Annotated in this window: 20 protein-coding genes and 1 pseudogene; 8 read left to right on the forward strand and 13 right to left on the reverse strand. The window is 75.2% G+C overall.

Translation table 11 applies throughout. The features are described from left to right. Positions 1–35: 35 nt before the first annotated feature. Positions 36–548 carry a 2,4'-dihydroxyacetophenone dioxygenase family protein gene (locus ABD343_RS31080; protein WP_344532964.1) on the reverse strand — a complete coding sequence of 171 codons (513 nt, stop codon included), beginning with the start codon at positions 546–548 and terminating at the stop codon, positions 36–38. 31 nt (positions 549–579) lie between these two features. Next, on the reverse strand, positions 580–1,317 hold the full coding sequence (locus ABD343_RS31085) for an SDR family NAD(P)-dependent oxidoreductase (protein ID WP_344532965.1): 738 nt from the start codon (positions 1,315–1,317) through the stop codon (positions 580–582). A 227-nt stretch (positions 1,318–1,544) separates the two neighbouring features. On the opposite strand from ABD343_RS31085, the gene gdhA reads away from it, so the two are divergent. Both gdhA and ABD343_RS31095 read left to right on the forward strand, forming a co-directional pair. Next, positions 1,545–2,894 carry an NADP-specific glutamate dehydrogenase gene (gene gdhA, locus ABD343_RS31090; RefSeq protein ID WP_425578323.1) on the forward strand — a complete coding sequence of 450 codons (1,350 nt, stop codon included), beginning with the start codon at positions 1,545–1,547 and terminating at the stop codon, positions 2,892–2,894. A 28-nt stretch (positions 2,895–2,922) separates the two neighbouring features. Beyond that, positions 2,923–4,383: a translocation/assembly module TamB domain-containing protein gene (locus ABD343_RS31095; RefSeq protein ID WP_344532967.1), complete on the forward strand. Its 1,461-nt coding sequence runs from the start codon at positions 2,923–2,925 to the stop codon at positions 4,381–4,383. A 45-nt stretch (positions 4,384–4,428) separates the two neighbouring features. Here ABD343_RS31095 and ABD343_RS31100 read toward each other — a convergent pair whose 3' ends face one another. The 4 genes from ABD343_RS31100 to ABD343_RS31115 form a co-directional block, all read right to left on the reverse strand. After that, positions 4,429–5,073, reverse strand: a complete 645-nt coding sequence (locus tag ABD343_RS31100; protein ID WP_344532968.1) for a LuxR C-terminal-related transcriptional regulator — start codon at positions 5,071–5,073, stop codon at positions 4,429–4,431. A 13-nt stretch (positions 5,074–5,086) separates the two neighbouring features. Beyond that, complete coding sequence (locus tag ABD343_RS31105; protein WP_344532970.1) at positions 5,087–6,442, reverse strand: sensor histidine kinase; 1,356 nt, start codon at positions 6,440–6,442, stop codon at positions 5,087–5,089. Positions 6,443–6,517: 75 nt separating this feature from the next. Further along, positions 6,518–7,306, reverse strand: a complete 789-nt coding sequence (locus ABD343_RS31110; protein ID WP_344532972.1) for an ABC transporter permease subunit — start codon at positions 7,304–7,306, stop codon at positions 6,518–6,520. After that, positions 7,303–8,061: an ABC transporter ATP-binding protein gene (locus ABD343_RS31115; protein WP_344532974.1), complete on the reverse strand. Its 759-nt coding sequence runs from the start codon at positions 8,059–8,061 to the stop codon at positions 7,303–7,305. Before ABD343_RS31115 ends, ABD343_RS31110 begins: the two co-directional genes overlap by 4 nt. 520 nt (positions 8,062–8,581) lie before the next feature. Here ABD343_RS31115 and ABD343_RS31120 point away from each other — a divergent pair. From ABD343_RS31120 to ABD343_RS31140, 5 genes and pseudogenes are all read left to right on the forward strand, one after another. Then, the gene (locus tag ABD343_RS31120) at positions 8,582–9,256 is read left to right on the forward strand and encodes an HAD family hydrolase (protein WP_344532976.1); all 675 of its coding nucleotides are present in this window, start codon (positions 8,582–8,584) and stop codon (positions 9,254–9,256) included. 79 nt (positions 9,257–9,335) lie between these two features. Next, positions 9,336–10,250 (forward strand): sugar phosphate isomerase/epimerase family protein, encoded by a 915-nt coding sequence (locus ABD343_RS31125; RefSeq protein ID WP_344532978.1) that lies wholly within the window; start codon positions 9,336–9,338, stop codon positions 10,248–10,250. Positions 10,251–10,568: 318 nt separating this feature from the next. Beyond that, positions 10,569–10,796 (forward strand): annotated as a pseudogene (locus tag ABD343_RS41045) (nucleotidyltransferase domain-containing protein); the annotation flags it as partial. A gap of 659 nt (positions 10,797–11,455) precedes the next feature. Continuing rightward, the gene (gene paaK, locus ABD343_RS31135; RefSeq protein WP_344532981.1) at positions 11,456–12,769 is read left to right on the forward strand and encodes a phenylacetate--CoA ligase PaaK; all 1,314 of its coding nucleotides are present in this window, start codon (positions 11,456–11,458) and stop codon (positions 12,767–12,769) included. Positions 12,770–12,805: 36 nt separating this feature from the next. Beyond that, positions 12,806–14,062: a glycosyltransferase gene (locus ABD343_RS31140; RefSeq protein ID WP_344532983.1), complete on the forward strand. Its 1,257-nt coding sequence runs from the start codon at positions 12,806–12,808 to the stop codon at positions 14,060–14,062. A 48-nt stretch (positions 14,063–14,110) separates the two neighbouring features. Here the strand turns inward: ABD343_RS31140 and ABD343_RS31145 are convergent, their stop codons facing one another. From ABD343_RS31145 to ABD343_RS31160, 4 genes are all read right to left on the reverse strand, one after another. Then, complete coding sequence (locus ABD343_RS31145) at positions 14,111–15,145, reverse strand: methyltransferase (RefSeq protein ID WP_344532985.1); 1,035 nt, start codon at positions 15,143–15,145, stop codon at positions 14,111–14,113. A 60-nt stretch (positions 15,146–15,205) separates the two neighbouring features. Continuing rightward, a complete protein-coding gene (locus ABD343_RS31150) occupies positions 15,206–15,340 on the reverse strand; it encodes a hypothetical protein (protein WP_344532987.1) in 135 nt (44 codons plus the stop codon). A gap of 77 nt (positions 15,341–15,417) precedes the next feature. Continuing rightward, positions 15,418–16,554, reverse strand: a complete 1,137-nt coding sequence (locus ABD343_RS31155) for a lantibiotic dehydratase C-terminal domain-containing protein (RefSeq protein ID WP_344532989.1) — start codon at positions 16,552–16,554, stop codon at positions 15,418–15,420. Continuing rightward, positions 16,551–19,412: a lantibiotic dehydratase gene (locus tag ABD343_RS31160; protein WP_344532990.1), complete on the reverse strand. Its 2,862-nt coding sequence runs from the start codon at positions 19,410–19,412 to the stop codon at positions 16,551–16,553. Before ABD343_RS31160 ends, ABD343_RS31155 begins: the two co-directional genes overlap by 4 nt. Before the next feature lie 84 nt (positions 19,413–19,496). On the opposite strand from ABD343_RS31160, the gene ABD343_RS31165 reads away from it, so the two are divergent. After that, entirely contained in the window at positions 19,497–20,078 is a 582-nt protein-coding gene (locus ABD343_RS31165) for a suppressor of fused domain protein (protein ID WP_344532992.1), read from the forward strand. 394 nt (positions 20,079–20,472) lie between these two features. Here ABD343_RS31165 and ABD343_RS31170 read toward each other — a convergent pair whose 3' ends face one another. From ABD343_RS31170 to ABD343_RS31180, 3 genes are read right to left on the reverse strand one after another with little or no spacing between them, the layout of a single operon-like run. Next, the gene (locus tag ABD343_RS31170) at positions 20,473–22,125 is read right to left on the reverse strand and encodes a nitroreductase family protein (protein ID WP_344532993.1); all 1,653 of its coding nucleotides are present in this window, start codon (positions 22,123–22,125) and stop codon (positions 20,473–20,475) included. A gap of 31 nt (positions 22,126–22,156) precedes the next feature. Next, positions 22,157–24,172, reverse strand: coding sequence for a TOMM precursor leader peptide-binding protein (locus ABD343_RS31175; protein WP_344532994.1), 2,016 nt, complete (start codon positions 24,170–24,172; stop codon positions 22,157–22,159). After that, complete coding sequence (locus ABD343_RS31180; protein ID WP_344532995.1) at positions 24,169–26,352, reverse strand: TOMM precursor leader peptide-binding protein; 2,184 nt, start codon at positions 26,350–26,352, stop codon at positions 24,169–24,171. The genes ABD343_RS31175 and ABD343_RS31180 overlap by 4 nt, the downstream gene beginning before the upstream one ends. Positions 26,353–26,359: the final 7 nt, after the last annotated feature.

Raw genomic sequence — 26,359 nt, forward strand, 5'->3', positions numbered from 1 at the left:
GCCCGGGTCTACCCAGCGGCCCGGGCTCGTACGGCTCAGCGGATGAACTGGTCGACGTAGCCCGCGCCGAGGCCGTTGGCGGCGTAGTGCGCGCGGCACATGTCGATCTTGGTGAAGGTGTCCTCGTAGCCGGTCTGCGTGCCGTCCCCGTCCACGTACGCCATGGCGCCCGCGATGTTGAAGAACGTGATCATCTCGTCGCAGTCCTCGGGCACCGCGAGGGTGTGGATCTCGCCCGGCGGCTCGTAGACGAAGTGCCCTGCCTCCGCGACCCACTCGTGCTCGTAGTAGTGCCACCTGCCCTTGAGCACATAGCCGAAGACGACCCCCGGGTGGCGGTGCCGGGAGACGATGCCGGACCTGGTGACCTTGAGCAGGTTGCACCACTGGCCCGTCACCGTGTTGAACATCAGCGGCCGGAACCACACGTCCGGCGCCTGCGGCACCCACACCCGGTCGTCGTCCGGCACCGCGGCGACCGCGATCTCCGGCGGGACGACGGCCGATTCGGGGATGACGGGGCCCTGCGTACCCTGTGCGGCGGTCATGATCCTCTTCCTCTCTCCTGGCGGGATGGGGCTATGCGGCGAGGTAGCCGCCGTCCACGGGCAGCACCGCGCCCGTCACGAACCGCGCGTCGGAGCCGCAGAGGAAGTCCACGGCGCCCGCCACGTCGGCGGGCTCGCCCCAGCGGCCCATCGGCGTGCGCTCGATGATCCGCCGCGCCGCTTCGCCGTCCGCGTCCTCGTGCAGTTCGCTGGTGAGGGCCGTACGGATCCAGCCCGGCGCCACCGCGTTGACCCGGATGCCCTCCGGGGCCCAGGCCACCGCGAGGGCCTTGGTGAGCTGCATGACGCCGCCCTTGCTGGCGGTGTACGCGGGCACCTTCGGGCCGCCGAAGAAGCTCAGCATGGACGCGATGTTCACCACGCAGCCGCCCCCGCCCGCCTCGCGCAGCAGCGGACGGGAGGCCGCGCACGCCCGCATCGTCCCGGTCAGATTGACCGCCACCACGCGGGCGAACACCTCGGGGTCGTGCTCCTGCCCCCGGGCGATCACCCCGGCGGCGTTCACCAGGACGTCCAGCGCGTCCAGCCCGGCCAGCAGCTCCTCCAGCTCGGCGCCGCGCGTCACATCGGCCTCGACGGCGCGCACGTTCCCGGGCAGCGCGCCCGCGGCCCGCTCCGCGCCGAGACCGGCGGCGATCACGGTGGCGCCCGACTCGGCGAACCGCCGCGCGACGGCCGCGCCGATGCCGCTGGTCCCGCCGGTCACCAGGACCGTACGGTCCCGCCCGGCACGCTGCTTCTCGCCCACGTCTCACTCCTCCGCACGGGTTCCGGACGCGACAGGGCGATTCAACCGCCGCGGGCGCGCGGGACCCCGGGCTCATGCGGGAGGAGGATGACCCCCATTCGAAGTCGCGGGACACGGCTTGCGCGGGGGAAGGCCCGCGTCCACCATCTGACCTGCCCGTCCTCTCCGTGGCAGGCACACGTACCCTCGTCACCTGGCTCCGCCGGGAGCCGACCGACGAGAGGACGATGCCCGTGGATGTCAACGCCCGTGTCGAGGCCGTGTACGCCGAAGTGCTGCGCCGTAACCCCGGCGAGCCCGAATTCCACCAGGCCGTCCACGAGGTCCTGCAGAGCCTCGCGCCCGTGCTGCGGCTGCGGCCCGAGTACGCCGAGGCCAAGCTCGTCGAGCGGCTCGTCGAGCCCGAGCGGCAGGTCATATTCCGCGTGCCCTGGACCGACGACAGGGGCGAGGTCCACGTCAACCGGGGTTTCCGCGTCGAGTTCAACAGCGCCCTCGGGCCGTACAAGGGCGGGCTCCGCTTCGTGCCCGGGCTCGGACTGGGCACGGTGAAGTTCCTCGCCTTCGAGCAGATCTTCAAGAACGCCCTCACCGGGCTCGGCATCGGCGGCGGCAAGGGCGGCGCCGACTTCGACCCCAAGGGCAAGAGCGACGCCGAGGTCATGCGGTTCTGCCAGTCCTTCATGACCGAGCTGCACCGGCACCTCGGCGAGCACACCGACGTCCCCGCGGGCGACATCGGCGTCGGCACCCGCGAGATCGGCTACCTCTTCGGCCAGTACCGGCGCCTCACCAACCGCCACGAGGCGGGCGTCCTCACCGGCAAGGGCATCGGCTGGGGCGGCTCGCAGGCCCGTACGGAGGCCACCGGCTACGGCACCGTCCACTTCGTCAGCGAGATGCTCGCCACCCGGGGCCAGAACCTCGACGGGCGCCGCGTGGTCCTCTCCGGCTCCGGCAACGTCTCGCTCTTCGCCATCGAGAAGGCCCAGGCCCTCGGCGCCCGCGTCATCGCCTGCTCCGACTCCTCCGGGTACGTCGTGGACGAGGACGGCCTCGACCTGGAGCTGCTGAAGGAGGTCAAGCTGGAGCGCCGCCAGCGCCTCACCGCCTACGCCGACGCCAGGCCGGGCGCCGCCTTCTCCACCACCGGCTCCGTCTACGACGTGCCGTGCGAGATCGCCCTCCCGTGCGCCACCCAGAACGAGCTGGAGGAGCAGCACGCCGTCACCCTCGTCAAGAACGGCGTCCAGGCCGTCGCCGAGGGCGCCAACATGCCCTGCACCCCCGACGCCGTCGGCGTCCTCCAGGAGGCGGGCGTCCTCTACGGGCCCGGCAAGGCGGCCAACGCGGGCGGCGTCGCCACCTCCGCGCTGGAGATGCGGCAGAACGCCTCCCGCGAGAGCTGGACCTTCGAGGAGACCGAGACCCGCCTGGCCACCGTGATGAGCTCGATCCACGCCGACTGCGTCACCGCCGCGGGCGAGTTCGGCGAGCCCGACGACTACGTGCTCGGTGCCAACGCCGCCGGGTTCTTCCGCGTCGCCGAGGCCATGCACGCCCAGGGGCTCGTCTAGGGACTCGGTAGGGCAGACTTCCTGCCCGATGGACGAGATGAGGCTGAACCAGGCCGAGTGGCGCGTCCGGCACGCCTTCCGCCGGGGCGACGTCGTCGACTTCCGCACGGAGGGCGGGGGAGAGAGCGGGAACGAGAGCGAAGAACGCACCGTACGCGCGAAGGTGCTGCGGGCCCTGCTGATCGACAGGCCCACCGAGGAGGGCGAGATCGCCCGCATGCGGGTCCTCGGCGCCCGGATCACCGGCACGCTGGACCTCCAGTACGGCACGGTCGAGCACCCCGTCACCCTCAGCGGCTGCCACTTCGAGGAGACGCCGCTGCTGTACGGGGCCCAGGTCCGGCAGTTCAGCCTGAGCGAGTCCCGGCTGCCGGGCCTCATGGCCGACGGCCTCCGCGTCGACGGCGTCCTCCGCCTCACCGGCTGCCGCGTCACGGGCCCCGTCGCCCTCGGCGCCGCCCGCGTCTCCGGCGCCTGCTTCCTGGACGACGCCCGCCTGACCCCCGGCCCGGACCGGGACGAGGGCCCGGCGCTCGCGCTCGGGCACGCGGTCGTCGAGGGGGACCTGTGGGCCGCCGGACTCACCTCGTACGGGCAGGTGCTGCTGGACGGTGCGCAGGTCTCCGGCGTCGTCAACCTGAACGACGCGCGGCTCGAAGAGCCCGGCGGCACCGCGCTCCAGGCCGAGACGCTGACCGTCGGGTCCGACCTGCACGCGATGCGGCTGCGCACGCTCGGCCGGGTCAACCTGCGCGGCGCCGCCGTCCCCGGGCAGCTCAACCTCGCCCACGCACGGCTGCGCAACCCCGGCGGCGCCGCGCTGCGCGCCAGCGGCTGCCGGGCGGGCGAGTTCTGGCTGCGCGAGGCCGCGCCGATCGAGGGCGGAGTCAATCTGCGCCGCGCCCACTTCGACCTGATCTTCGCCACCCCGGAGGTCTGGCCCGACGAGGTGCGCGTCGACGAGCTGAGCTACACCAAGCTCAACCCGCCCCTGCCCGCCGAGCGCCGCCTGGAGCTGCTCGAACGCGACGTCGAGGGCTACATCCCCGCCGCGTACGAACAGCTCACCGCCTCCTACCGGCGCATCGGCGACGACGCGGCCGCGCGCACCGTGCAGCTCGCCAAGCAGCGCCGCCACCGCGCCACGCTCCCGCTCTACGCGCGCCTGTGGGGCCATCTCCAGGACGCCACCGTCGGCTACGGCTTCCGGCCGATGCGGGCGGCCGGATGGCTGGCCGGGCTGCTGCTCGTCGGCGCCGTCACGTACGGGCTGCGCCCGCCGCGCGCCCTCACGTCCGGGGAGGCGCCCGACTTCCACGCCCTCGCCTACACCCTCGACCTGCTGCTGCCGATCATCGACCTCGGGCAGGAGAAGAGCTACACGCCCGACGGCGCGTACCAGTGGCTGTCGTACGGCCTCGTCCTCGCGGGATGGGTGCTCGCGACCACCTTCGCGGCGGGCGTCACGCGCGTACTGAGCCGCCAGTGACGCGGCGGCGCACGGGGCGCACGGGGCTCACGAGACCCACGGGGCTCACGCGCGCAGCGAGCGCAGCACCGCCAGCACGCGGCGGTTGTCGTCCTCCGACGCCGGGAGCCCGAGCTTGGTGAAGATCGAGGCCACGTGCTTCTCGACCGTGCCCTGCGAGACGACGAGGGACTGCGCGATCCCCGCGTTCGAACGGCCCTCCGCCATCAGCGCCAGCACCGCGCGCTCCCGCTCGGTGAGCGCGTCCAGCTCCGCCGTGCGGCGGCTCGCGCCCACGAGCTGGGTGACGACCTCGGGGTCGAGCGCCGTGCCGCCCGCCGCGACGCGGGCGAGGGCCTCGGTGAACTCCGCGACGTTCGCCACCCGGTCCTTCAGCAGATAGCCGACGCCCGCCGAGCCGCCCGCGAGCAGCCTGCTCGCGTACTTCGTCTCGATGTACTGGGAGAAGAGCAGCACGCCCGTCCCCGGCCGCGAGGCCCGGATGTCGAGCGCGGCCCGCAGCCCCTCGTCGGTGTGCGTCGGCGGCATCCGGATGTCGACCACGGCGACATCGGGCCCGTGCGCGGCGACCGTCGTGCGCAGCGCGTCCGCGTCGCCCACCGCGGCGCACACCTCGTGCCCCCGCTCGGTGAGCATCTGAGCCAGCAACTCCCTGAGCACCGCGGCATCCTCCGCGATCACGACGCGCATGGCCCGCATGCTCTCACGCGTGGAAGGGCAGCGAGACGGCGACCACCGTCGGACCGCCCTCCGGGCTGTCGATCTCCAGCGTCCCGTCCACCGTGCGTACGCGCTGCACGAGGCCCGTCAGCCCGCTCCCCGTGCCCGCGACCGCGCCGCCGCGCCCGTCGTCCGTCACGCGCAGCACGAGCCGGCCGCCCTCGCCGCGCACCGCGACCTCGGCGCGGGCGGCGCCGCTGTGCTTGATGACGTTCGTGAGCAGCTCGGCGGCGCAGAAGTACGCGATGGTCTCGATCGCCTGCGTCGGGCGCTCGGGCACGTCCACCGCCAGCTCCACGGGGACGGCGCTGCGCGCGGCGAGCGTGGCGAGCGCGTCGGGCAGCCCGTCGTCGAGCGCGGGCGGGTGGATGCCGCGCGCGAGGTCGCGCAGCTCGGTGAGGGCCTCGGTGGCGTTGAGGTGCGCGCTGTCGAGGAGCTTGCGCAGCCGCGCCGCCTCCTCCGAGGGCACGCCGTCGCCGTCCCGCACCCGTTCCTTGGCCATGTCGAGCGTCATCGCGAGCGCCACCAGCCGGACCTGTGCCCCGTCGTGCAGATCGCGCTCCAGCCTGCGCAGCAGCGCCGCCGAGTCGTCCACGGCGAGCGCCCGCTTCTCCTCCAGGTCGCGCACGCGCGCGGCGAGCGGCTCTGGCCCCAGCAGCGAACGGATCAGCCGCCGGTCCAGGGCGACCACGCCCCGCGTGAACCACGGCGCGACAAGCAGCGAGGCCGCACCGATCCCGACGGCCACGAACGTCCCGGCGAAGGTGGTGAGGTGCGGCGTGCCCCCGAACGGCAGCGGCGTGACGACCGGCATCGACCCGCCCGGCACCACCGGATGCTGCCCGAACACGGCCCAGCGCACCGGCGCCGTGAGGTTCACCAGCGCGGTCGCCCACCAGGCGAAGGCGTACGCGCCGAGGGAGGCGACCGGCAGGCTCGCCGCGACGTACGCGACCGCGCGCCACCCCGCCGCGTCCCGCAGCCGCGCGTCGAGCCGCCCGAAGGCGCCGCTGCCCGGCCGGAACGGGCGCGGCGCCGCGACCCGTTCGCCCAGCAGCCCGGCGGCGAGCCCCCGGCGCAGCCCCGCCAGGCCGCGCGCCAGCCCGGTGCCCGCGACGAGGAACAGCAGCCCGAGAACGGCCCCGACGAGCGTCGCGGTCAGCCCGGCGCCCAGCGCGAGCAGCACCACCAGGAGCACGAACCCGACGAGCGCGAGCGGGAACCCGGCCAGGCAGTACGCCGTCTCGCCCCACGCCCGCCGCGTGAACGGAGCCCGCAGCGCGGCCCGTACTCCACCGCCCACGAGGGCGCGGACCGTGGAGGGGGTATCGGCGTGCATGCGGTGTCCGTTCGGTGCGGGTGAGCGTGAGAGCGAGAGTACGAGGTGGGGGCCCGCGCGGCGGTCACGCGGTCGTCACGCGTCGCGGCGGGAGAGGAGCCAGGCACCGGTGCCCAGGGCCAGCGCCACGTAGAGGCACAGCATGCCGAAGCCCGCCCACGGGGGCAGCATGTCGGCGACGGGCACGGCGACACCGACCGAGTTGCCGGCGATCATCGTGGGGAAGAACCGGGCGACGGCCGTGCCCGTGAGCCCCGCGGTGATCAGCGGCAGCACGTAGGTGATGCCGACCAGCGCCCCGAGTGCGGTCGCCGTGTGCCGCGCGACGGCGCCGAGGCCGAGGCCGATCAGGCCGACCTGCGCGAGGTAGGCGCCCGAGAGCACCACCGCCCGCAGCACGTCGTCGTCCCCGAGCGAGGGTGCGGCCACCTCGTCGGTCAGCGCCGCGCTCCCCGCGAGGAACGTCACGAACGCGACGACCTCGCCCACCACCAGCACCAGGCCCCCGAACACCGCGGCCTTCGCGGTCAGCACCAGCCGCCGGTCCGGGATCGCGGCCAGCGTGGAACGGATGGTGCCCGAGGCGTACTCGCCGGTCATCAGCAGCACGCCGAGCGCGCCCACGAGGAGCTGGCCGAGCGCGATACCGGCCATCACGTTGTTCGTCGGGTCGAAGGTCTCCCGCGCCGAAGCGGAGCCCGGCGCCTCGGTGTTGGCCATCGTCACGACGCCGATGGTGACCATGCCGACGACCGTCAGCAGCAGCGCCCAGCCCGTCGAGCGCAGGCTGCGCAGCTTGATCCACTCCATACGGGCCGCGTGCGCGAAGCCGTAGTGCCCCGTGGCGTGTGCCGTGCTCGTCATGACCGCCTCCCCTCGTGCCGCGCCGGGGCGGCGGGGGCCGTCTCGCCCCGGTACTCCGCGCTCCCGCCGGTCAGCCGGAAGAACGCCTCCTCCAACGTCCGCCCGTCCGCCGTCAGTTCGGCGACGGACGTGTCGGCGAGCAGCGTGCCCTGCCCGATGACGAGCAGATGGTCGGCCGTCAGCGCCATCTCGCTGATCAGGTGGCTCGACAGCAGCACCGTCCGGCCCTCGGCCGCCAGCCCCCGCATCAACTCCCGGATCCAGCGCACGCCCTCCGGGTCGAGCCCGTTGACCGGCTCGTCGAACAGCAGCACCTCCGGGTCGCCCAGCAGCGCCGCGGCGATGCCGAGCCGCTGGGCCATGCCGAGCGAGAACGAGCCCGCCCGCCCGCGCGCCACCTCCGCGAGCCCCACCGTCCGCAGCACCTCGTCCACCCGCGCACGGGGGATCCCGCCCCCGGCGGCCAGCGCGGCCAGATGGTGACGGGCGCTGCGCCCCGGGTGGTACGTACGGGCCTCCAGCAGCGCACCCACCTCGCGCAGCGGCCAGCCCAGTTCGCCGTACGCGCGCCCGGCCACGCGCACCTCGCCCGCGTCCGGCCGGTCGAGGCCCATGATCATGCGCATGGTCGTCGACTTGCCCGAGCCGTTCGGCCCGAGGAAGCCGGTCACCGCGCCCGGCCCCACGTCGAAGCTCAGCTCTTCGACGGCGGTGCGGTCGCCGTACCATTTGGTGAGGCCCCTTGCCTCGATCATCGCCACTCCTGGATCCGTCTTCTCAAAACCACTGCTCAGGACGGTACGAACGGGGGAGCGGGGCGGGTAACGAGGATGACCTCCGACCTCGCTGGGGGATTTCCCCCAGCCGCCCGGGCCCGCCCAGCGCGACGTCCGATTCCCGCCGGACGCCGCGCCCCGCGCGGGGCACCTTGGAGGGCGTGCCGGAGATCATCACGAGAACGGAGGCGCCCCGCACCGGGCGGAGTGCTGGTCTCCGCCGACCTGTGGGGCACCGGCTGGCGGCCGGTCTTCCTGATCAACGTGCCGCTCGGCGTCCTTCTCGTCCTGGCCACCCTGCGCTGGGTGCCGCGCGACGCGGACGCCCGTACGGGCTCCGCCGCCGCGCTGGACCGTCGCGGGCTTCGCCGCCCTCGCCCTCGCCGCCGCGGCGGCCGCCCTCCGCGCCACGGCGCCCCGCACCGCCGCGCCACCGGCCCCGGACCCCGTACACCCGTGACGAGAGACGACAGACGAGAGACGAGAGACGATCGAGACCATGACGACGCACAGCGACAGCGACAGCGACCCCACCCCCGAGCGGGCCGCCGCCCTCTTCGATCTGGACGGGACCCTCGTGGACACCGAGCCCCGCAGCCGGGCCGCGTGGGCCGCGCTCTTCGCCGCGCACGGCGTGCCCGTCGCGCCGCACGAACTCGACGCCTTCGCCGGGCGGCCCGGCAAGGAGGCGATCGCCGCGCACCTGGACGCCTTCCCCGGGCACACGGCGGAGGAGCTGTACGACGAGGCCAAGGGCTACTCCGCCGGTCCCGGCATGCCCACTACCCGCCCCGTCCCCGGGGCCGTCGCGCTGCTCCGGAAGCTGCGCGCGGCGGGCGTGCCGCTGGCCGTCGTCACCTCGGGGACGCGCGAGTACGCCAAGGACGAACTCGCCGCGCTCGGTGTCCTTGACCTGCTCGACGCGCTGGTCACCGCCGACGACGTCACCCGCGGCAAGCCCGACCCCGAGGGTTACCTCCGCGCCTGCGCCCTCCTGGACGTACGGCCCGAGGACGCCGTCGTCTTCGAGGACGCCCCCGCGGGGATCGAGGCCGCGCGCCGGGCCGGCGCGTACTGCGTGGCCCTCACCGTCACCCAGCCCGCCGCCGCGCTCACCGGCGCGGACCGCGTGCTGCCCGACCTGACCGGGGTGACCTGGCCCGTCGCTCCGTAGCGGCCGTACGGGCGCGTACCGTTGGCACCGTTGGCCAGTGGATCACGTCCGTAGGACCGTACGACCGAGAGGCAGCGGGATGCAGACTCCTCAGACCCGGCAGGAAACGGCAGGACCGGCGGCGCGGCGGATCGCGGGGGCCCCGATCTCGTGGGGCGTGTGCGAGGTCCCGGGCTGGGGCTACCAGTTGCCGCCCGAGCGGGTGCTGCGGGAGATGCGCGAGGTCGGGCTCGCCGCCACCGAGTTCGGGCCCGAGGGCTTCCTGCCCGACGGCCCGGAGGAGAAGGCTGCCGTGCTGCGCCACCACGGGCTGCGCGCCGTCGGCGGCTTCACGCCGCTCCTGCTGCACGTCGCCGAGCACGACCCGCTCCCCGAGGTCGCCCACCTGCTGGAGAGTTACGCGGCGACAGGCGCCGACACGCTCGTCCTCTCCGCCGTCACCGGGCAGGACGGCTACGACTCGCGGCCCGTGCTCGACGAGAGCGGCTGGAAGCGGCTGCTCTCCCACCTCGACCGGCTCGCCGCGCTCGCGGCCGACCGGGGCGTACGTGCCGTGCTGCACCCGCACGTCGGCACGATGATCGAGAACGGGGACGAGGTGCGGCGCGTACTGGAGGACTCCACGATCTCCCTGTGCCTCGACACCGGGCACCTGCTCATCGGCGGGACCGACCCCGCCGAGCTGGCCCGTCAGGCGCCCGAACGCATCGCGCACACGCACATGAAGGACGTCGACGCGAGCCTCGCCGAGAAGGTCCGCTCGGGGCGGGTCGCGTACACCGAGGCCGTACGGCAGGGAATGTACCGGCCCCTGGGCGCCGGGGACGTCGACGTCGAGGCCATCGTCGGCCACCTCTCCGCGCACGGCTACGAGGGCTGGCACGTGCTGGAGCAGGACACGATCCTCTCCGGCGAGCCCGTGGGTAAGGGCCCGGTCGACGACGTCTGGACCAGCGCGGAACACCTCCGAACGGTCCTGACCCGCCAGCCCTGACCGCCCCCTCGCCCCGCCCGGCCTCTCCGGGGCCGGGCACGGGGTGCCCCCGGGGGTGCTTCGCGGGCCGCGGCTCTCGCCGTGGCCGCTCGCGCGGTTCCCCGCGCCCCTGGCGGGGCGCTCCCGTTGAGGCTTCGGCGCGGAGCCCGGGGTGGGCGGCGGTTCGGGGGGCCTGGTATGGTCGCGATCATGAAGTGATCTGACGCCGCACCGTTCGCGCCCGTACCGCGCGCCGTTGAGCCCCGCTCCGGTGCGCGGGGGTGCGTCGTGCGCGCGTGCCGCGTCCGACTGTCACTTCATCCGGAACGGAATTCCCTTATGACCGCGAACCCCGCGAACCCCGCGACCCCTTCCTTCCCTCTGTTCTCCCACGACGACGAGGCCTTCCTCGACCGGTTCGCCGACGCGCTCGCCGGGCTCCCCGGCGTCGAGGCCGTCACCCTCGGCGGCTCCCGTGCTCAAGGCACGCACGGGCCCGACAGCGACTGGGACACGGCCGTCTACTACCGGGGCGACTTCGACCCCGGCACGCTGCGCGCGCTCGGCTGGCCCGGCGAGGTGTCCGGCATCGGCGAGTGGGGCGGCGGCGTCTTCAACGGCGGGGCCTGGCTCACCGTCGAGGAGCGCCGGGTGGACGTCCACTACCGCGACCTGGACGTGGTGGAGCACGAGTTGGCCGAGGCGGAGCAGGGCCGGTTCCACTGGGAGCCGCTGATGTTCCACCTCGCCGGGATCCCCAGCTATCTCGTCCTCGCCGAGCTGGCCGTCAACCGCGTCCTGCGCGGTGAACTCCCGCGCCCTGCCTACCCGGACGCGCTCCGCGCCGCCGCGGCCGAGCACTGGCGCGGCAACGCGGCGCTGACCCTCACCTACGCCAAGGGCAACCACACGAAGCGCGGCAGCGTCACGCTCGTCGCGGGCGCGCTCGCGACGGCCGCGGCGCAGGCGGCGCACGCCGTGCTCGCCGCGCGCGGCGAGTGGGTCACCAACGAGAAGACGCTGCTCCAGCGCGCCGGACTCACCGCCGTCGACGGGCTCGTCGCGGAGCTGACACCCGAGCCCGAGGCGCTCGTACGGGTCATCGAGAAGGCGGAGGCGCTCTTCGCGTCGGTGTCTTGACACGCAGGTGAGGCGGGTGGCTGGATATCGGCAGCACGTCTGAACCGAATGATCGGTCGATTCCCCCGGGGGTCAGATTGAGTCGAGTGCCCGCCCGCGTTCCCGCCGAGCCCCTGCCGGACGCCCTCCGCGACGAGGGCGAGCGGCTCGGCCGAGAAGAGCTGCGGGCACTCCAGCTCACCCGCCTCCAGTCCACGCTGCGGCACGCGTACGAGGACGTCGAGCTGTACCGGAAGAAGTTCGACGCCGCGGGCGTCCGCCCCGAGGACTGCCGCTCGCTGGAGGACCTGGCGCGCTTCCCGTTCACCACCAAGGCGGACCTGCGCGACACGTACCCGTACGGGATGTTCGGCGTGCCCATGGAGAAGGTGCGGCGCATCCACGCGTCCAGCGGCTCCACGGGCCTGCCGACCGTCGTCGGCTACACGGACTCGGACCTGTCCGTGTGGGCCGACGTCGTGGCCCGTTCGATCCGCGCCGCCGGGGGCCGCCCGGGGCACAAGGTCCATGTCGCCTACGGGTACGGGCTGTTCACCGGCGGTCTCGGCGCGCACTACGGCGCGGAGCGCGCGGGCTGCACCGTCATCCCCGCGTCCGGCGGCATGACCGCCCGTCAGGTCCAGCTCATCCGGGACTTCGAGCCCGAGATCATCATGATCACCCCGTCCTACATGCTCGCGCTGCTCGACGAGTTCGAGCGGCAGGGCCTCGACCCCCGCACCTGCTCCCTCAAGGCCGGCATCTTCGGCGCCGAGCCCTGGACCGAGGAGATGCGCCGCGAGATCGAGGACCGCCTCGACCTGCACGCCGTGGACATCTACGGCCTCTCGGAGGTCATGGGCCCCGGCGTCGCGCAGGAGTGCGTGGAGACCAAGGACGGGCTGCACGTGTGGGAGGACCACTTCTACCCCGAGACCGTCGACCCGCTCGGCGAGGAGACGACCGACGGGGAGGGCGAGCTGGTCCTCACCACGCTCACCAAGGAGGCCCTGCCCGTCATCCGCTACCGGACGCGGGACCTCACGCGGCTCCTCCCCGGCACGGCGCGGCCCGCGTTCCGCCGCATCCGGAAGATCACCGGACGCAGCGACGACATGCTCATCGTGCGCGGCGTCAACGTCTTCCCGAGCCAGATCGAGGAGCTGGTGCTCCGCGTCCCCGCCGTCGCCCCGCACTTCCAGCTCCACCTCACCCGCAGCGGCAGGCTCGACCGGATGACCGTCGTCGTCGAGGCGCGGCCCGACGCGCTCCCCGAACAGCGCGCCGAGGCCGAGGGGCTCATCGCCGCCGGGGTCAAGGACGGCGTCGGCGTCTCCGTCGAGGTCCGCGTCGTCGATCCGGACACGCTCGAACGGTCCGTGGGAAAGATCCGCCGGGTCAAGGACGAGCGGGGCGTCTGAGCGCCCCTCACGGGGCCGGGCGGTCATACTGGGCCGATGCGCATTGCGGTGATGACAGCGGGTTCGCGCGGGGACGTCGCCCCCTACACCGGGCTCGCCCACGGACTGGCGGCGGCCGGACACCGGGTCACCGTCGTCACCCACGGCTCCTTCGGCCCGCTCGTGACCGCCGCGGGGGTCGGCTTCCGGCCGATCCCCGTCGACCCGCGCGCCGAGCTGGAGTCCGCGCGCGGCAGGGCCCTGCACGACAGCCCCAGCGGCCCCGGCAAGCTCGTCAAGCTCGTACGGATGGCCAGGGCCCTCGCCGACCGACTGGTGCCCCCGCTGGTGACGGCCGCGCGCGACAGCGACGTCCTCCTCGTCTCCAGCTCCCTCGCGCCGATCGGCCACGCCCTCGGCGAGGGGCTCGCCGTGCCCAGCATGGGCCTCTACCTCCAACCCCTCCACCCCACCGCCGAGTTCGGGCCCGCCATCATCGGCACCCGCTCCTGGGGCGCGCTCGGCAACAGGCTCGGCGGCCACCTCGTCAACGCCTCCGTGGACGCCGTCTTCGCCGGGACCCTCCGCAGTACCGTCCGTGACCAGCTCGGGCTGCCCGGCAGCGCCGCCCGCCAGGCCACGCACCGTGCCCGCGAGCGCCGCCGCTGGCCCGTCCACCACGGCTTCAGCGAACACGTCGTGCCCCGCCCCGCCGACTGGCGCCCGGGCCTGCACGTCTCCGGCTACTGGTGGCCGTACGACCCGCCCGGCGCCCGTCTCCCCGCCCCCGTACGCGACTTCCTCGACGCCGGGCCCCCGCCCGTCTACATCGGTCTCGGCAGCGCCACCGTCCCCGACCCCGCCGCACTGAGCCGGACCCTGGTGCGCGCGCTGCGCGCGGCCGGGCTGCGCGGCATCGTGCAGCGCGGCTGGGCCCGGCTGGAGGCGGAGGGCGACGACATGCTCACCGTCGACGAGGTGCCGCACGCCCTGCTCTTCCCCGAGACGGCCGCCGTCGTCCACCACGGCGGCGCCGGGACGACCGCGGCCGGGCTCCGCGCGGGGGTGCCCTCGGTGCCCGTCCCCGTACAGTTCGACGCCGGGTTCTGGGCCGCGCGCCTCACCGCGCTGGGCGTCGCGCCCGCCGCCGTGCCGCTGCGGCGGCTCACCGCCGACCGCCTCGCCGCCGCGCTCACGGCCGCCACCCGCCGCCCCGCGTACGCCCGCCGCGCCGCGCGGGTCGCGGAACTGCTGCGCGCGGAGGACGGCGTCGGCCCGGTGCTCGCCGACGTCGAACGGCTCGCCGCGCGGTAGCCGGCACGGGCTCCGGGGGCGGTCGGCGAGGACTGTCGGCGACGACGGTCAGCGCACGACGAGTTCGACCAGCGAGCGGTAGTACGTCAGCTTCCGGACCACGCCCATGTCGAGCCCCGCGCGGTCGGCCAGCTCCGCGAACTCCTCGCGGGTGCGCTCGTGCCCCGCGAAGTACGTCAGCATCCGCAGGTCCATGCCGGTGCGCACCCGCGCGCCCTGCGGATCGTCGCGCAGGCCCTCGATCAGCAGCACCCTGCCGCCGGGCCCGGCGGCCCGTGCGCAGTGCCGCAGGATCGCCAGCGCGTGGTGGTCGTCCCAGTCGTGCAGGACGACCGAGAGCAGATAGCCGCCCGCGCCCCGCGCCTCGTCGGGCAGCGGGTCGAGGAAGCTGGACTCGACGACGGCGCTCCGGCCCGAGAGCCCCTCGGCGGCCAGCCGTTCGCGGCCCGCCGCCGCGGGCTTGGGCAGCTCCACGAGCGTGCCGCGCAGCCCGGGGTGCGCGGTGAGCAGCGCCGAGAGCAGCGTCGCGTCGCCGCCGCCGACGTCGACCAGGTGGCCCAGCGCCTCCCAGTCGTACCCGTCGGCCGCGGCCTTCGTCTCGCGCTCCACGAGCAGCGAGGAGAGCAGCGTGTCGAACGATCCGGACAGCGCAGGGTCCGCGTCCAGGTCCTCCCAGAACGTACGCCCGTACGCGAGGTCGTAGCCCGGCGTTCCGGTGCGGACCGTCTCCAGCAGATGGACGAGCGCGAGATCGCCGCGCCCGAACGCGCCCGTGATGTCCAGCCAGTCGCGCGGGCAGCCGGGGAAGTCGCCGCGCAACTGCTCGCCGGTCGCGGTCAGTCCGTACGAACCGGGCTCGGGCTCGGTGAGGATCTCCGCGTTGACCAGATGGTCCAGCAGCCGCTTCAGCAGGCGCGGCTCCGTGCCGGTGCGCTCCGCGAGCAGCGGAAGGGGCGCCGCAGCCTCGCCGATGTGATCGGCGAGGTGCAGCGTGGCCGCGACGCGCACGGCCATGGGGGTGACCAGGTCGGCGGCCTCCCACACCTCGCTGGTGCCGCGGGGCCGTCGTGCTTCCTGGGTCACCGTCTTCTCCGGTTCAGTGGTGGTCTACAGGTCGGCCCATTCCGGTGGGCCCGCGACGGCTCAGTGGCTGCCGTCGGGGTTGCACAGCGGGGGCGGACCCGACGCCGTGGTGCTGGCGATGGCGTGCGCGGGCTCCTCGATCTCCTCGATCTCGAAGGCCTCGGCCTCCAGCGTGGCCAGCTCGTCTGCGAGCATGTTCAACTCCCTCCGTTTGATCGCCAGTTCGGGTGACCGGCGGGTCCGGCCATTCTGAAGATCCGCGTTCGGGGGCGTCAAGGGATCTCCTGCTGTCCACCCGATGAGCTGAACCGATCCCGGAACGCCCGGCTCAGCACGTATCCGAGGTAGTCCTCGCTGCCGACCGTCACACCGAGCCTGTTGCACGCCATGTGTGTGAAGCTGGCCAGCAGCGCCGGGCGCGCCTCCTCGGGGGAGACGGCGCGCCACTCGCCCTCGCCGCGCGGGCCGTTCCCGCCGCCGGGCCGCCGGAAGCGCAACTCGCCGCGTGCCGCCGCCGCGTCGACCGGCTCCCGCAGCTCCGCGCCGTGCTCCGCCCACTGTCGTACGAATCCCGCGAGCCGCTCCGTACGGCCGCGCACCACGCCCTCGTACAGGTCCTCGACGCGCGTGCCGAGCGAGGGCGCCATCCGCCGGTAGGCCGCCTCGTACTCGGCGTGCCGGTCCCGGAAGAGGTGCTCCCAGGCGGCCACGCGCCACTCCAGGAACGCGGCCGTGCGCGGCACGTCCTCCAGCAGCCCGAGCGCCAGCGCCGCCATCACCTGCCCGGCGATGCCCAGCCGGACGCTCTTGATGTGGGTCCGCGCGGCCTTCAGCAGCTCCAGCACCAGCGCGCTGGACCGGTCGGCCTGCCACTCGGCCAGCTCGACGCCCGCGGGCCCGCCGTACCGCTCCAGCTCGGGCTCGTACGCGACGTACGCGAGCGAGTTGTTGGGGCGGCGCGGCATCCGTACGAGATCCGGGCCGTAGCGCTCCTGCCACTGCTCCTCGGAGAACTCCAGCAGGAACCGCTGCCGGTACTGCGCGTCGCTCAGATCGTTCTCCGGGTCGTAGACGGAGGGGCGGCGGCGCAGGAACGCGTGCACGGCCGCCTCGACCTCCTCCAGCACGCGCGGCAGCGCGCCGTCCGCCGGGCGGATCCGCAGCCGGATGTGCGGGCCCTCCAGCCAGTGCCGGAGGAAGTAGCAGCCGTCCGCCAGGCCCTCGGCGCGCAGCCGCGCGAAGAGCGGGTCCACACACTCGACGAGCAGCGGGATCCGGTTGCCCGCGTGGTAGACGTGCGCGGACAGCCACTCGCCGGGGCGCAGGTCCGCGGGGTCGCGGTCGTCGGCGTTGAGAGGGGTCGCGGGCTCGGACAGGCGGGGTGGCGGGGCGTCGGCGCGGTCGGTCATCGCCTCGTCCTTCCGTTGTTCGGGTCGTTCCGGCTTCCGTCGTCCGGGTCGTCCCGGAGCAGGTCCAGCTCCACGCACAGCTCGGAGACGTACGCGGATCCGCCGGCGCGCAGCGGGAGGTGGGGCAGGTCGGGCAGCATCTCGGTGAACACGGCGTCCGATTCCGATGACGCCAGCGCGTGGTCGCACAGCGCCAGCGACAGCGAGCTGTCCGCGTCGACGGGCAGCGGCTTGTCGCGGGGGCCCGCGCGGACGACCGCGCGCGGCGGGAGCCCGGCGCGCCGCCACCAGCGGCGCCGGTCGAGCAGGCCGCGTGCGGTGTCGGCGCCGTACGCCGACGTCGCCGGGGGCAGCTCGCCACGCCCGAAGCGCCAGGAGCGACGGGCCAGCACGAGGTTCCCGAGGCGCACCCGAGGCCGGTGCCGGGGCGGATCGGCGAGACACGCCCACACATCGGAGAGCGGCATCGCGGCGGGTGAGAGCGCGAGGAGCGTGCGCTGCACGCGCGGCAGCGCCATGGGGATGAGCCCGCCCAGATAGAGGGGGATCACGCGCGTGCCCAGGCGGCGGGAGCGGAGCTGGAGTTCGCCGGAGTCCTCGTCGTCCACGAGGACCAGGTCGGAGAAGGGGATACACGCGCCGTCGCCGCCGTACGGGGCCTCCGCCGGGCCCGTCAGCCGGTACGGGGCGAAGGCGGGCCGGAGGGAGAGGTTCGAGGTGTCGTAGCCGCCGCTGAGGTCGGCGAACACCGCGTCAGGCGGCAGCATCCGGGCGTGTCGCCGCCGCAGCGCGCCGCTCAGCTCGGCCTCCGCGTCCGGCCCGAAGGAGCGCACGAACCGGGCGAGGGGCTGGCCCATGCCGGTGTACGCCCAGTTCAGCACGGCGAGTCCGTCCTCCTGGGGGCCCGTGTCCGAGGCCCACTGGAGGTAGAAGCTGTGGCTGCGCGGCATGGCGCCCCTGTCCTCGGGGAGCAGCGCCGCGACACGGTCCAACACGTCCTCGTCCAGCTCGTCCAGGCGGAGTTCGGGGGACGTGTCGCCGTCGGGCAGCGCGTGCAGCCGTTCCCGCAGCGCCGTCGCGAACGCCCGGTGTGCCGCGTCCAGCGCCTCGACCTCCGGCAGGCCGTACGGGTTCGGGCGCGGCTCGTACGTCCCGTCCCGCGCCAGCCGTCCGAGCCTCCCGAGCCGCCCGCCGGAGCCCGCCAGCCACTCGCCGCACGCCGTGTGCAGGTCCTGCGCGAAGCCCGCCACGTCCTCGCAGGTGCCGCCGGGCCCGTACAGCTCCCGGAACCGTCCGCGCGCCACGAGCCGGTCGGAGAGCAGCAGGTCGAAGGCGGGCAGCACGCGTGCGAACCGCCGCAGCGCGGGCAGCGGGCCCTCCTCCCACGCCTCGGCCGAGGCGGTCGCGACACGCCCGGCGGGGACCGCGTCCTCGTAGACCGCCGTACGCGGCACGACCGGCTCGGCGCGCCCGAGCGCACGCTGCGCCTCCGCGCTCGCCTCGCGCATCGCGCGGACGAGGCGGGCGCGTTCCTCGCGCGGCGCGAGGGGGAAGGCGGCGGCGTGGGCGGAGAGACGGCCGAGCGTGTCGGCCAGGGGGTGGTGGGCGGGTCCGTGGGTGTGCCCGGCGCTCCCGGCGTTCTCGGTCCTCCCGGCGCTTGCGGTGTCGCGCAGGCGGGCGGCGAGGTCGGCGACCGGGTCGGGGTGGTGGACGTCCAGGGCGAGCGCGGGGAACGTGAGCAGCCCCAGCTCGACCAGGCGCGCGAGGTAGGCGTCGAGCTGGTCGCGCGGCCTGCCGCCGGGGTCCGCCGCGTGCAGCCGCGCGGCGAGCGCGGGGAGCGTGAGCCGGTCGTCCTCCTCCAGGAGTGCGAGCACCTCGTGCAGCACCGTGCCGACGGAGAGCTGGGAGACGGACTCCTCCAGGACGCCGGGCGCGGCGAGCGTCAGATCGTCGGGGGAGACGGAGCGGTAGCGGCGGCGGACGTAGCGCACCCGCCCGTCCTGGCGGCGCAGCCCGCCGACGGGCCGCACCGGGAGGACGGAGGCGGCGGCGCCGTCGCGGGCCGTGACCTCGTGGGCCGTGACGGCGCGGGTGGCGGCCTCGCGGGCGGCGGTGATGATCTCGTGCACGGCGACGAGGCTGGGACGCGCGCGGGTGACCAGGCGCGGCGGGCCGTCGCCGGTGAGCCCGACGGGTTCCGGGGGCCCGCCCCGCCCGAACCGTCCGTGGGCGACGGCCGTCAGCGTGCTGAACGGGCTGGTCTTCAGCGCGGCCCGCTGCACGTACGACACCAGGGCCCGCTCCGCCTTGCGCGCGCTCTTGCCCCGCGGCGGCGTGTCGCCCGCCGCGACATACGCGGGGAGCGCCGCGTCCAGCGACGGCGAGGCGGCCTGGAGCCCGGCACGCAGCACGGGTTCCCCGGCGAGCGTACGGAGATGGGCGCGCGCGTCGCGGAGTTCGGCGGCGAGCGCGTGGTCGGCCTCGGCCAGCGTGTCGTCGTAACGGCGGCGTGCCGCGAGCCACGCCCGGACCGGCGCCGCGGCCCCGGGGGAGACCGTTCCGAGCAGGGCGTCGGGGTCCGGGTCGGAGGGGGCGCGCCGGTTGTGGATGTCGCGGCGCAGCGCGAGCAGCCGCCGCCGCCCGCGCGTGTCGCCCTCGCCCGTACCGGCCACGGCCTCGGCGAGCGCGTCCCCGGCGCCGGGCGCCAGCTCCGCGAGGTGCCGCTCCAGCTCCAGCGCCTCGTCGGCCCGCGCGGCGGCGCGCGGCGCGCGGAGCGGGCCGAGCGCGGCGGCGGGGAGCCCGGCGAAGCGGAGCACGAAGTGATCGGCGGGCTGCGGGAGTTGGGCGTCGCTCGGCAAGGACCGCTCCAGTGGGTCGGAGGTGCGGGGACAGATTGTGCCCCGCCACGGGCCCTCCCGATCTTGCGGGGTAGGGTCCCCCGCATGCCAGCCCCCGTGATCCTCCGTGACGTCTTCCACTCCCTGCGCGGCGAACTGGGAGAGGAGGACACCGGCGTCACCTTCGACAACGGCCCCGCGCCGCTCGACCGGATCGACGTGATGATCCACCGCGCCCCCGGTCCCTCGGGCGCCACCGTCTTCACGACCATCGGCATGTCGGCCCACGAGATGCCCCCGGCCGACGGCCGCCCCGGCGGGCGCGCCGAACTCCGCCTCCACCGGCGTGGCGCCCTCGACCAGCGCGCCGAGGGCGCCCTCGCCATGCGGCTCGCGAACCTCGCGGCGTACCCCTGGACGAACGGCCGCCCCCTCGGCTGGGGCGAGGTGGTCTCCTTCCAGGACGACACGCCGACGTTCCCCGGCTGCCCCCGCGCGTTCCTCGCGGGCCCCTGGACCCAGGACCAGCCCTCCTTCTTCGAGACGACCGAGGACCCGGTCCGCGTCCTCCACGTCGTCCCCCTCACCGAACAGGAACGCGCCACGGCCCTCACCGCCACCCCCGAATCCTTCTTCGGTGACCTCCTGACCCGACGGGACGTCCTGTCCCCGCCGCCCGGAGCGTGAGCGGCGCCCGAGGCGCGTGAAGGGCGCCGGACGGCAGCGATGTCCGTCCGCACTAACGCCGCGCCGAGCGACGGGCCCCCTCGACACCGCACGCGACCACGGGCCCCGAACCCCCGACAGGACGCACGACGCACGTGCGGGGGCACTACCGCAACGGCCGCTACGTGCGTGCGCACGAGCGCCGGATCAACGATCGTGCGGTCGTTACGGCGGGGGGAGGCTCGCTCCCTGGGCTGCTGCGGGGATTCCTCATCCTGCTCTGGGCCCTGACGGGTGGAGGAGCCTCCTCCTCCGAGACCCCCGACAAGCAGCCGACGAAGCCCGCCGGTTCGCATTCGGTGCCCGACGGGGGAGCGGGCAGATAGGGCGCCTGCTGCGGTTCCGGCTCCGGGTCTCAGGTGAGGCGGGTGTCGAAGTCCGGGCCGGTGGGGCGGTCGTGGCCGGTGAGGAGGAGCAGGAGGGGCCAGGTGTCGTCCTCGGGGCCCTTGCCGAGGCGGGCGGCCATCGCCTCGTAGTCGAAGCCCAGCGCGGCGCCGCAGGCGAGGCCGCGGGCGGCGGCGGCCAGGTAGACGGACTGGGCGAGGGCGCCGACCTCGGCGTTGAGGAGGCGGTAGCCGCGGGGCCCCGCCGCGTCGAGGACCGCGTGGGGGCGGGCGCGTGCGACGAGGACGGCGGCTGCCTGTTCGAGGTTGTAGTTGTTGAGCGTGTAGACGTCCTGGAGGAACGGGTGCGGGCCGGGGCCCGGCAGCGGCGTCAGGGCGTGTGCCCCGGGCTCGTACGCGTATACGCCGGGCGGGACGTCCGTGACGTGGTTGACGAAGACCACGACGTCGGTCAGCGGCGGCGTGCCGGGGTCGGGGCCGGTGCCGGGGCGTACGTCTGTGCGCAGGTGCGGGGTCGTCGTGGCCGCCGTCAGCAGCGCGGCCAACTCCGGTGCCGCCAGCGGCGTTTCGGAGGAGAAGAGACCGAAGCTGCTCCGGCGTGTCGCGAGGGACGCGGACACGTCGTGGCGGGGCGGCGCGGGCGGGGGGAGCGGGAGGGCGCCGCCTGAGGGAGCGCCCGCCGGTGGCGCGGGGGAGAGCCGCGGGGCGAGGACCGGCCGGTGCGGCGGGGCCTCGACCGCGGCGAGGTGCGCGCGCTGGGCCCGGGGGAAGTACCGGACCGTGCGCGAACGTTCGACCACCGGCGTGCCGGCCTCCGGCCCGGGCCCCGGTCCACCGCTCATCTCCGGCACCGCCCCCGGTCGTGGCTCCGGGGTCGGCTCGCGGCCGTTCGGCGAGGGCCACGGGAGCGGGACGACCGCGAGGACGCTCTCGTCGGACGGGTCGAGGGCCAGGAGCCGGTTCAGGTCCGGTTCGTCGAACCAGAGGGCGGCGGGGGAGAGCGGCACGCCGTGCTCCGCCGCCCACGTCTGCCAGGTGCCGAGGAGACAGCCGAGGTCCATCGTCACGCAGTGGTAGCTGAACTCCGCGTACTTGAAGGCGTTCTGCCAGAAGCGGACCGTGACCAGAAGGGACTGGTCCGGCCCGTCACCGCCCCGCGTGTCGAAGCCGAGCGCACGCGACACGCGCGCGGACGCGTCCCCCGTGATCAGCCGCCGCAGCGCGTGCGCGGGCTGGTCGTAGTGGTAGACGCCCGGCAGCAGCCCGTCCCGGCCGCCGCCGCTCCGCGCGCCGGAGACGTAGTAGATCTCGCACGGGTACAGACCGCCGCCCGCCGCGCTGCCCCGCGACCAGACGGCGCCCTCATAGCGCTCGCGCCCGCCCTGGCCGGGGTCGGCGGTGATCCGGAGGCGGCGCGACCGCCAGGCGTACGAGTCGTGCAGCATCCCGGACAGCGCGACGAGCGGAGAGGACGACGACGGTGCCGGCGCGCCGCCCCTCGGCACGGGCAGGGGGAACGCCGGAACTCCTCCGCCGTCCGCCTCCTCGTACACCTTGTGGCTGCGCGGGCCGTCGGCCCAGTCGGGGCGGAACACCTCGCCCTCCATCGGCACCGAGGCCCGCCGCAGCACGGCGTCCAGATAGGCGTGGACGTGTCCGGTCATCGGCGCGTCGGTCTCCTCGTCGAGGGGGCGGTCACATGAACGGGTGCGGCGCGGGGTTGAGTTCGGCGGGCGCGAGATCGCTGTCGCGCAGCCCGGCGCGCCGGAGCGCCGTGCGGGCCCTCGGCATGAGGGCCGCGCGCTGCCGCGCCGCGCCGAAGTCGATCGGGAGCAGCCCCGGCACCAGCACCCGCACCGTCCGCAGCCCGAGCGCCGCCTGCTCGGGGCCGGTCTGGTCGACCACCACCGTGTCGAAGCCGCGCGCCGTCAGCAGGTCACGGCAGTGGCGCAGGTCGTCGGAGAGGTCGGCGTTGCGGGGGCGGCGCGCCGACCAGCCGCGGTACAGCTCGTCGACGGGGCGCGCCCGGTCGGGCCCGAGCAGGAAACCGGCGTGCCGTGCCATCTCCGGCAGCCCGTAGAGCGCGGCGTGGTCGGCGAGTTCGGCGACACGCCCGAAGTCGGCCGCCAGGAGCCGCAGCCGGTCCAGGGAGCGTTCCGTACGCGCGGCGAAGCCGGACAGCGCGCTGGCGACCTCCCGCACCGCCGACTCCGCGGCGCGTTCCGGGTCGAGGTGCGCGGCCGAGGAGAGACAGAGCGCGCCCAGTCCCTCGGGATCCCGGCGTGTCGCGACGGCGGTGACGACGGGGAGCGGCAGATCGATCCGGTTGTCGAAGAGCCGCAGCCGGTGGCCGCCGCGCCCGACCCGCGCGGCGAGCCGGTGCAGCGCGGGGGAACGGCAGCTCTCCAGGGCGATCTCGGGCAGCGCGGCCCTGCCGAGCCAGGCGGCGAGGAACGCGTCCCGCTCCACGACCTCCAGCAGCCCGTGCAGCGCGGCCTCCTCCGCGCTGGAGCCGCTCGCACAGCCGTTGGAGGTGCCCGCGACGAAGACGGGGCCCTCGGACACCGGGCCGTACTGGACCATCTGCTCGGGCACCAGCACCGGCTGCTCGTCGCGCAGCGAGTGGCCCCGCACCCAGGGAAGGACGAGATCGTCGTCGTAGGGGACGACACGCGGCCCGGCGTCGCGGTGGAACGCCGCGCCGGGCAGCCCGCACACCCGGGGGTCCACCGACCGGTACGGGAGCGCGCGCCGGGACGAGACGACACGCCCGGCGAGGCCGCCGCCGGGCCGCAGTCCGGCCTGCCGCTCCAGCCCTTCGGCGAGGGCGAGCGCGGCACTGCCCTCGTATGTGTCGGCGTGGCCGCTCCAGTGCACGTCGAAGAGGCCCGGCGTCCCGCGCACCGCCGTCCGCCCGGTGACCGGCGCGGTGGTCGCCGCCTCGCGGTCGGCGCGGGTCCCGTCGCCGAGTGCCCCGCACACGGGGTTCGCGAGCGCGGCCCGTGCGCGGGGCGGCAGGGCGGCGCCGGCGGAGGAGAGCCGCAGCGCGTCGCAGTCACCGGCGGGCTTGGGGCGGGCCCTGAGCGGCAGAACGCCGCCTTCGGGCGTGTCGGACCCGCCTCCCCCGCAGACGGGACACGCCGAGTCGGCGAGCAGCGGCACCGCCTCCACGCGCAGGGTGTCGAGGCGCAGCCGGTGCACCTCCGCGAGCGGGCCCGTCGCCCCGCCGCCGTCGGTTCCGTCGGCGCCGTGCTCGCGGAGCGCGCGAAGCGCCAGTTCGGCCAGCGCGTCGAGCGCGAAGCCGGTGAGGTACGGGCTCGCGCCCGTCGCATGCGTACGGTCCGGCGGGCCCAGCTCCAGCACGTCCCGCTCGACGGCGGGGCGCAGTGCCTGCCAGCGGGTCGCGACACAGTTCCAGCACGGCCGAGACACGCCGGGCCCCCGCTGCGGCCCCGCTCCTCCCGTCCCCGAACCCGTTTCCGCTCCCGTGTCCGCCACCGGTCCGACGAGCGCGTGTACCCCGTGCAGATGGACGGGGACGACACGCACGGCACCGCCCCCGCTGTCCGGGGCCCGATCCCCGTCCCCGTCCCTGTCCGCGTACGCGTTCTCGAAGCCGAGGCGCCGGACGTACGCCCGTGCCGTCGGCCACCGCGTGTCGAGGAACCCGCGCAGATGGCGCGCGACACGCTCGACGTCCTCGGCCCTCACCGGGCGTCGGCCCCGGGGACGCGGCGCAGCAGGACACGTACGGTCGTCATGCCGCAGGCGCGCAGGTCGGGCGGCGTGGTCGGCACCACCAGCGCCTCCCACCCCGAGGACGCGAGCAGGTCCGCCAACTCCTCCACGGAGCCGGTGCCTTGACGCTCCGGTGCGGGACCGCCCTCGGACGCGGCGCGCAGCGCTTCGGCGCCGAGGCCGTGGACCAACGGATCGCCGGTGTCCGGCGTGTCGTCCCCGAGCTGGAGCGCGCCGACCAGGTCGCGCAGTGCGTGCGCGGTCGCGGTCCCACGGTCCCGTCCGTGCCCCAGCGCCCACGCCGCGTCCGCGCCGCCCGCTCCCGTCGCCAGCGCGGCGACGGCGTGTCCGGGTGCCGCGCCCGGCAGGTCGAGCAGGGTCACCTCGTGGCCGAGCCCGTCCGCCGCGCGCCTCAGGAACGGCAGCGGCCCTTCTCCGGTGCGCGGGGGAGAGGGGAGGGGCGCGGCGGGGGACTCGCCGCGCAGGGCGGCGACCAGCCCCCGGTGCGCGAGCGCGGAGAGCAGCCCGGCCTCGACGGCCTCGTCCTCCGACACGCCCGCCCCGGCGCCCGCGCCGCCGGACTCGAACCGCCGTTCCCGGCCGAGCGCGCCGTCCGGGTGCACGGCACCGGCCGGAACGGTCCTGACGAGCCCCGACCCCGGCGCGGTCGCCTCCAGCACGGCCGACAACGGCTCCGCGCTCGTGCCCGCGCCGTCTGCGGAGGGAAGCCCGCTCCACGTCGCCAGCTCCTCGGGCGCCACGTCCGCCGTGCCCGCGTGCCGCGCCGCGAAGGGCGGCAGCCCGTCCTCGTGGACGCGCGCGACGTAGACGAGGGCCGCTGCCGCGCGGGCGCGTTCCCGTGCGGCCTCCGCCGTATCGAGGTCGAAGGCGGTGAGCGCGCGGCGCGCCGGTGAACGGCTTCCGGGTGGCCCCGTCTCGACCCGCCCCACGCGCAGGGGCGACTGCGTCAGCGCGTCGTCGGCGTATCCGGCGAACACCCCGACACGCCGTCCGAACAGAGCACTTGCCCCCGCGGACCGCTGCGGTACCTCATCCGCACCGTCCACGGTCGCGCAGGCGCCGCAGGAGGGGTGGGGCAGCAGGGGCTCGTGCGCGGTGGCCCAGGTGTGCGTGTCCTGGACGAGCACCGCGCCCTCGGTCTCGGCGGCGAGCGCGCCCGTACGCCAGCGGAACACGTCGAACGCGAGCGCCGTCCCCAGCATCCGCTCCAGCCCCGGAGGCAGCGAGCCCCGCGTTCCGCCCGCCCCGCCGGGGGCGCCCGCCCCCGCGAGGAGCGTGGACCGGAAGAGCGCCGCGCCGCCCTCGGCGTCGAGGTTCGCGGCGAGCCGCAGCAGCGCGCACCGCCGGCAGCCCGGCCGGCCGGGCCGCACCAGGGGCCCGAGGACCGCCGCGCCGTGCACCGGCGTCAGCGGCAGCAGCGCCGGACCGCCGTTCAGGGCAAGGGAGTTGAGGCGTTCCATCGTCCTCGCGTCGGCGCCGCACGCGAGCACGACTTCGTACGTTCCGTCGTCGCATCCGTCGTCCCACGAGGACGACACGCCGACCTCGGCGTCGCAGCCCGCCGCCGACAGCTCGGCGGTCTCCTCCGCGAGCGCGGGCGGTACGTCCGTCCACCACGGCGCCGCGAGCATCACCGCGCGGAGCCCGTTCCGCAGCAGCCCCAGGGCTGCCGTGAGCGCCGCCTCGCCGCCGCCGACGACGAGCACCCGCGTGTCGCGGAACCGCCGGAACCGCCGGTACGGCCCGGGCGTGTCCCCGGCGCCGCTCGCGAAGTGCTCAACGTATGCGAGCTGTCGGGCGAACCGGGTCCGTACCGGCGTGTCGAGCAGCGTCTCCTCGTCCCCGGGCGGCCCCGCGTCCCGTACGACACCCCGCTCCAGCAGGGTCCGGAGCATCGCGGTCAGGGTCGCCTGCCGGGGCTCGGGGAGGCCCGCGCACAGGTCGCGGACGGTGTGGTCCCCGGTGAGGTGGGGGGCCAGACGGCACATCCACTGGTACGCCGTGCGCCCCCTGAGCACGAACTGCCCGTCCGGGTGCTGGAGGAGCACCCCCTCCTCCGTCGCGGCGAAGAGCGCGTCGGCTCTCAGCCGGGGACGTACGTCGAGAAGGGGGCGGTCGGGCTCCCGTGCCACGCGTGCG

It is taken from the genome of Streptomyces albiaxialis, from assembly GCF_039530985.1.
GTDB classification, from domain to species: domain Bacteria; phylum Actinomycetota; class Actinomycetes; order Streptomycetales; family Streptomycetaceae; genus Streptomyces; species Streptomyces albiaxialis.

Excerpts from the sequence above, each read along its gene's own strand:
- ABD343_RS31080 (WP_344532964.1), bottom strand. The coding sequence starts at position 548 with ATGACCGCCGCACAGGGTACGCAGGGCCCCGTCATCCCCGAATCGGCC.
- gdhA (WP_425578323.1), top strand. The coding sequence starts at position 1,545 with ATGCCCGTGGATGTCAACGCCCGTGTCGAGGCCGTGTACGCCGAAGTG.
- ABD343_RS31095 (WP_344532967.1), top strand. The coding sequence starts at position 2,923 with ATGGACGAGATGAGGCTGAACCAGGCCGAGTGGCGCGTCCGGCACGCC.
- ABD343_RS31100 (WP_344532968.1), bottom strand. The coding sequence starts at position 5,073 with ATGCGCGTCGTGATCGCGGAGGATGCCGCGGTGCTCAGGGAGTTGCTG.
- ABD343_RS31105 (WP_344532970.1), bottom strand. The coding sequence starts at position 6,442 with ATGCACGCCGATACCCCCTCCACGGTCCGCGCCCTCGTGGGCGGTGGA.
- ABD343_RS31110 (WP_344532972.1), bottom strand. The coding sequence starts at position 7,306 with ATGACGAGCACGGCACACGCCACGGGGCACTACGGCTTCGCGCACGCG.
- ABD343_RS31115 (WP_344532974.1), bottom strand. The coding sequence starts at position 8,061 with ATGATCGAGGCAAGGGGCCTCACCAAATGGTACGGCGACCGCACCGCC.
- ABD343_RS31120 (WP_344532976.1), top strand. The coding sequence starts at position 8,582 with ATGACGACGCACAGCGACAGCGACAGCGACCCCACCCCCGAGCGGGCC.
- ABD343_RS31125 (WP_344532978.1), top strand. The coding sequence starts at position 9,336 with ATGCAGACTCCTCAGACCCGGCAGGAAACGGCAGGACCGGCGGCGCGG.
- ABD343_RS31140 (WP_344532983.1), top strand. The coding sequence starts at position 12,806 with ATGCGCATTGCGGTGATGACAGCGGGTTCGCGCGGGGACGTCGCCCCC.
- ABD343_RS31150 (WP_344532987.1), bottom strand. The coding sequence starts at position 15,340 with ATGCTCGCAGACGAGCTGGCCACGCTGGAGGCCGAGGCCTTCGAGATC.
- ABD343_RS31155 (WP_344532989.1), bottom strand. The coding sequence starts at position 16,554 with ATGACCGACCGCGCCGACGCCCCGCCACCCCGCCTGTCCGAGCCCGCG.
- ABD343_RS31165 (WP_344532992.1), top strand. The coding sequence starts at position 19,497 with ATGCCAGCCCCCGTGATCCTCCGTGACGTCTTCCACTCCCTGCGCGGC.
- ABD343_RS31170 (WP_344532993.1), bottom strand. The coding sequence starts at position 22,125 with ATGACCGGACACGTCCACGCCTATCTGGACGCCGTGCTGCGGCGGGCC.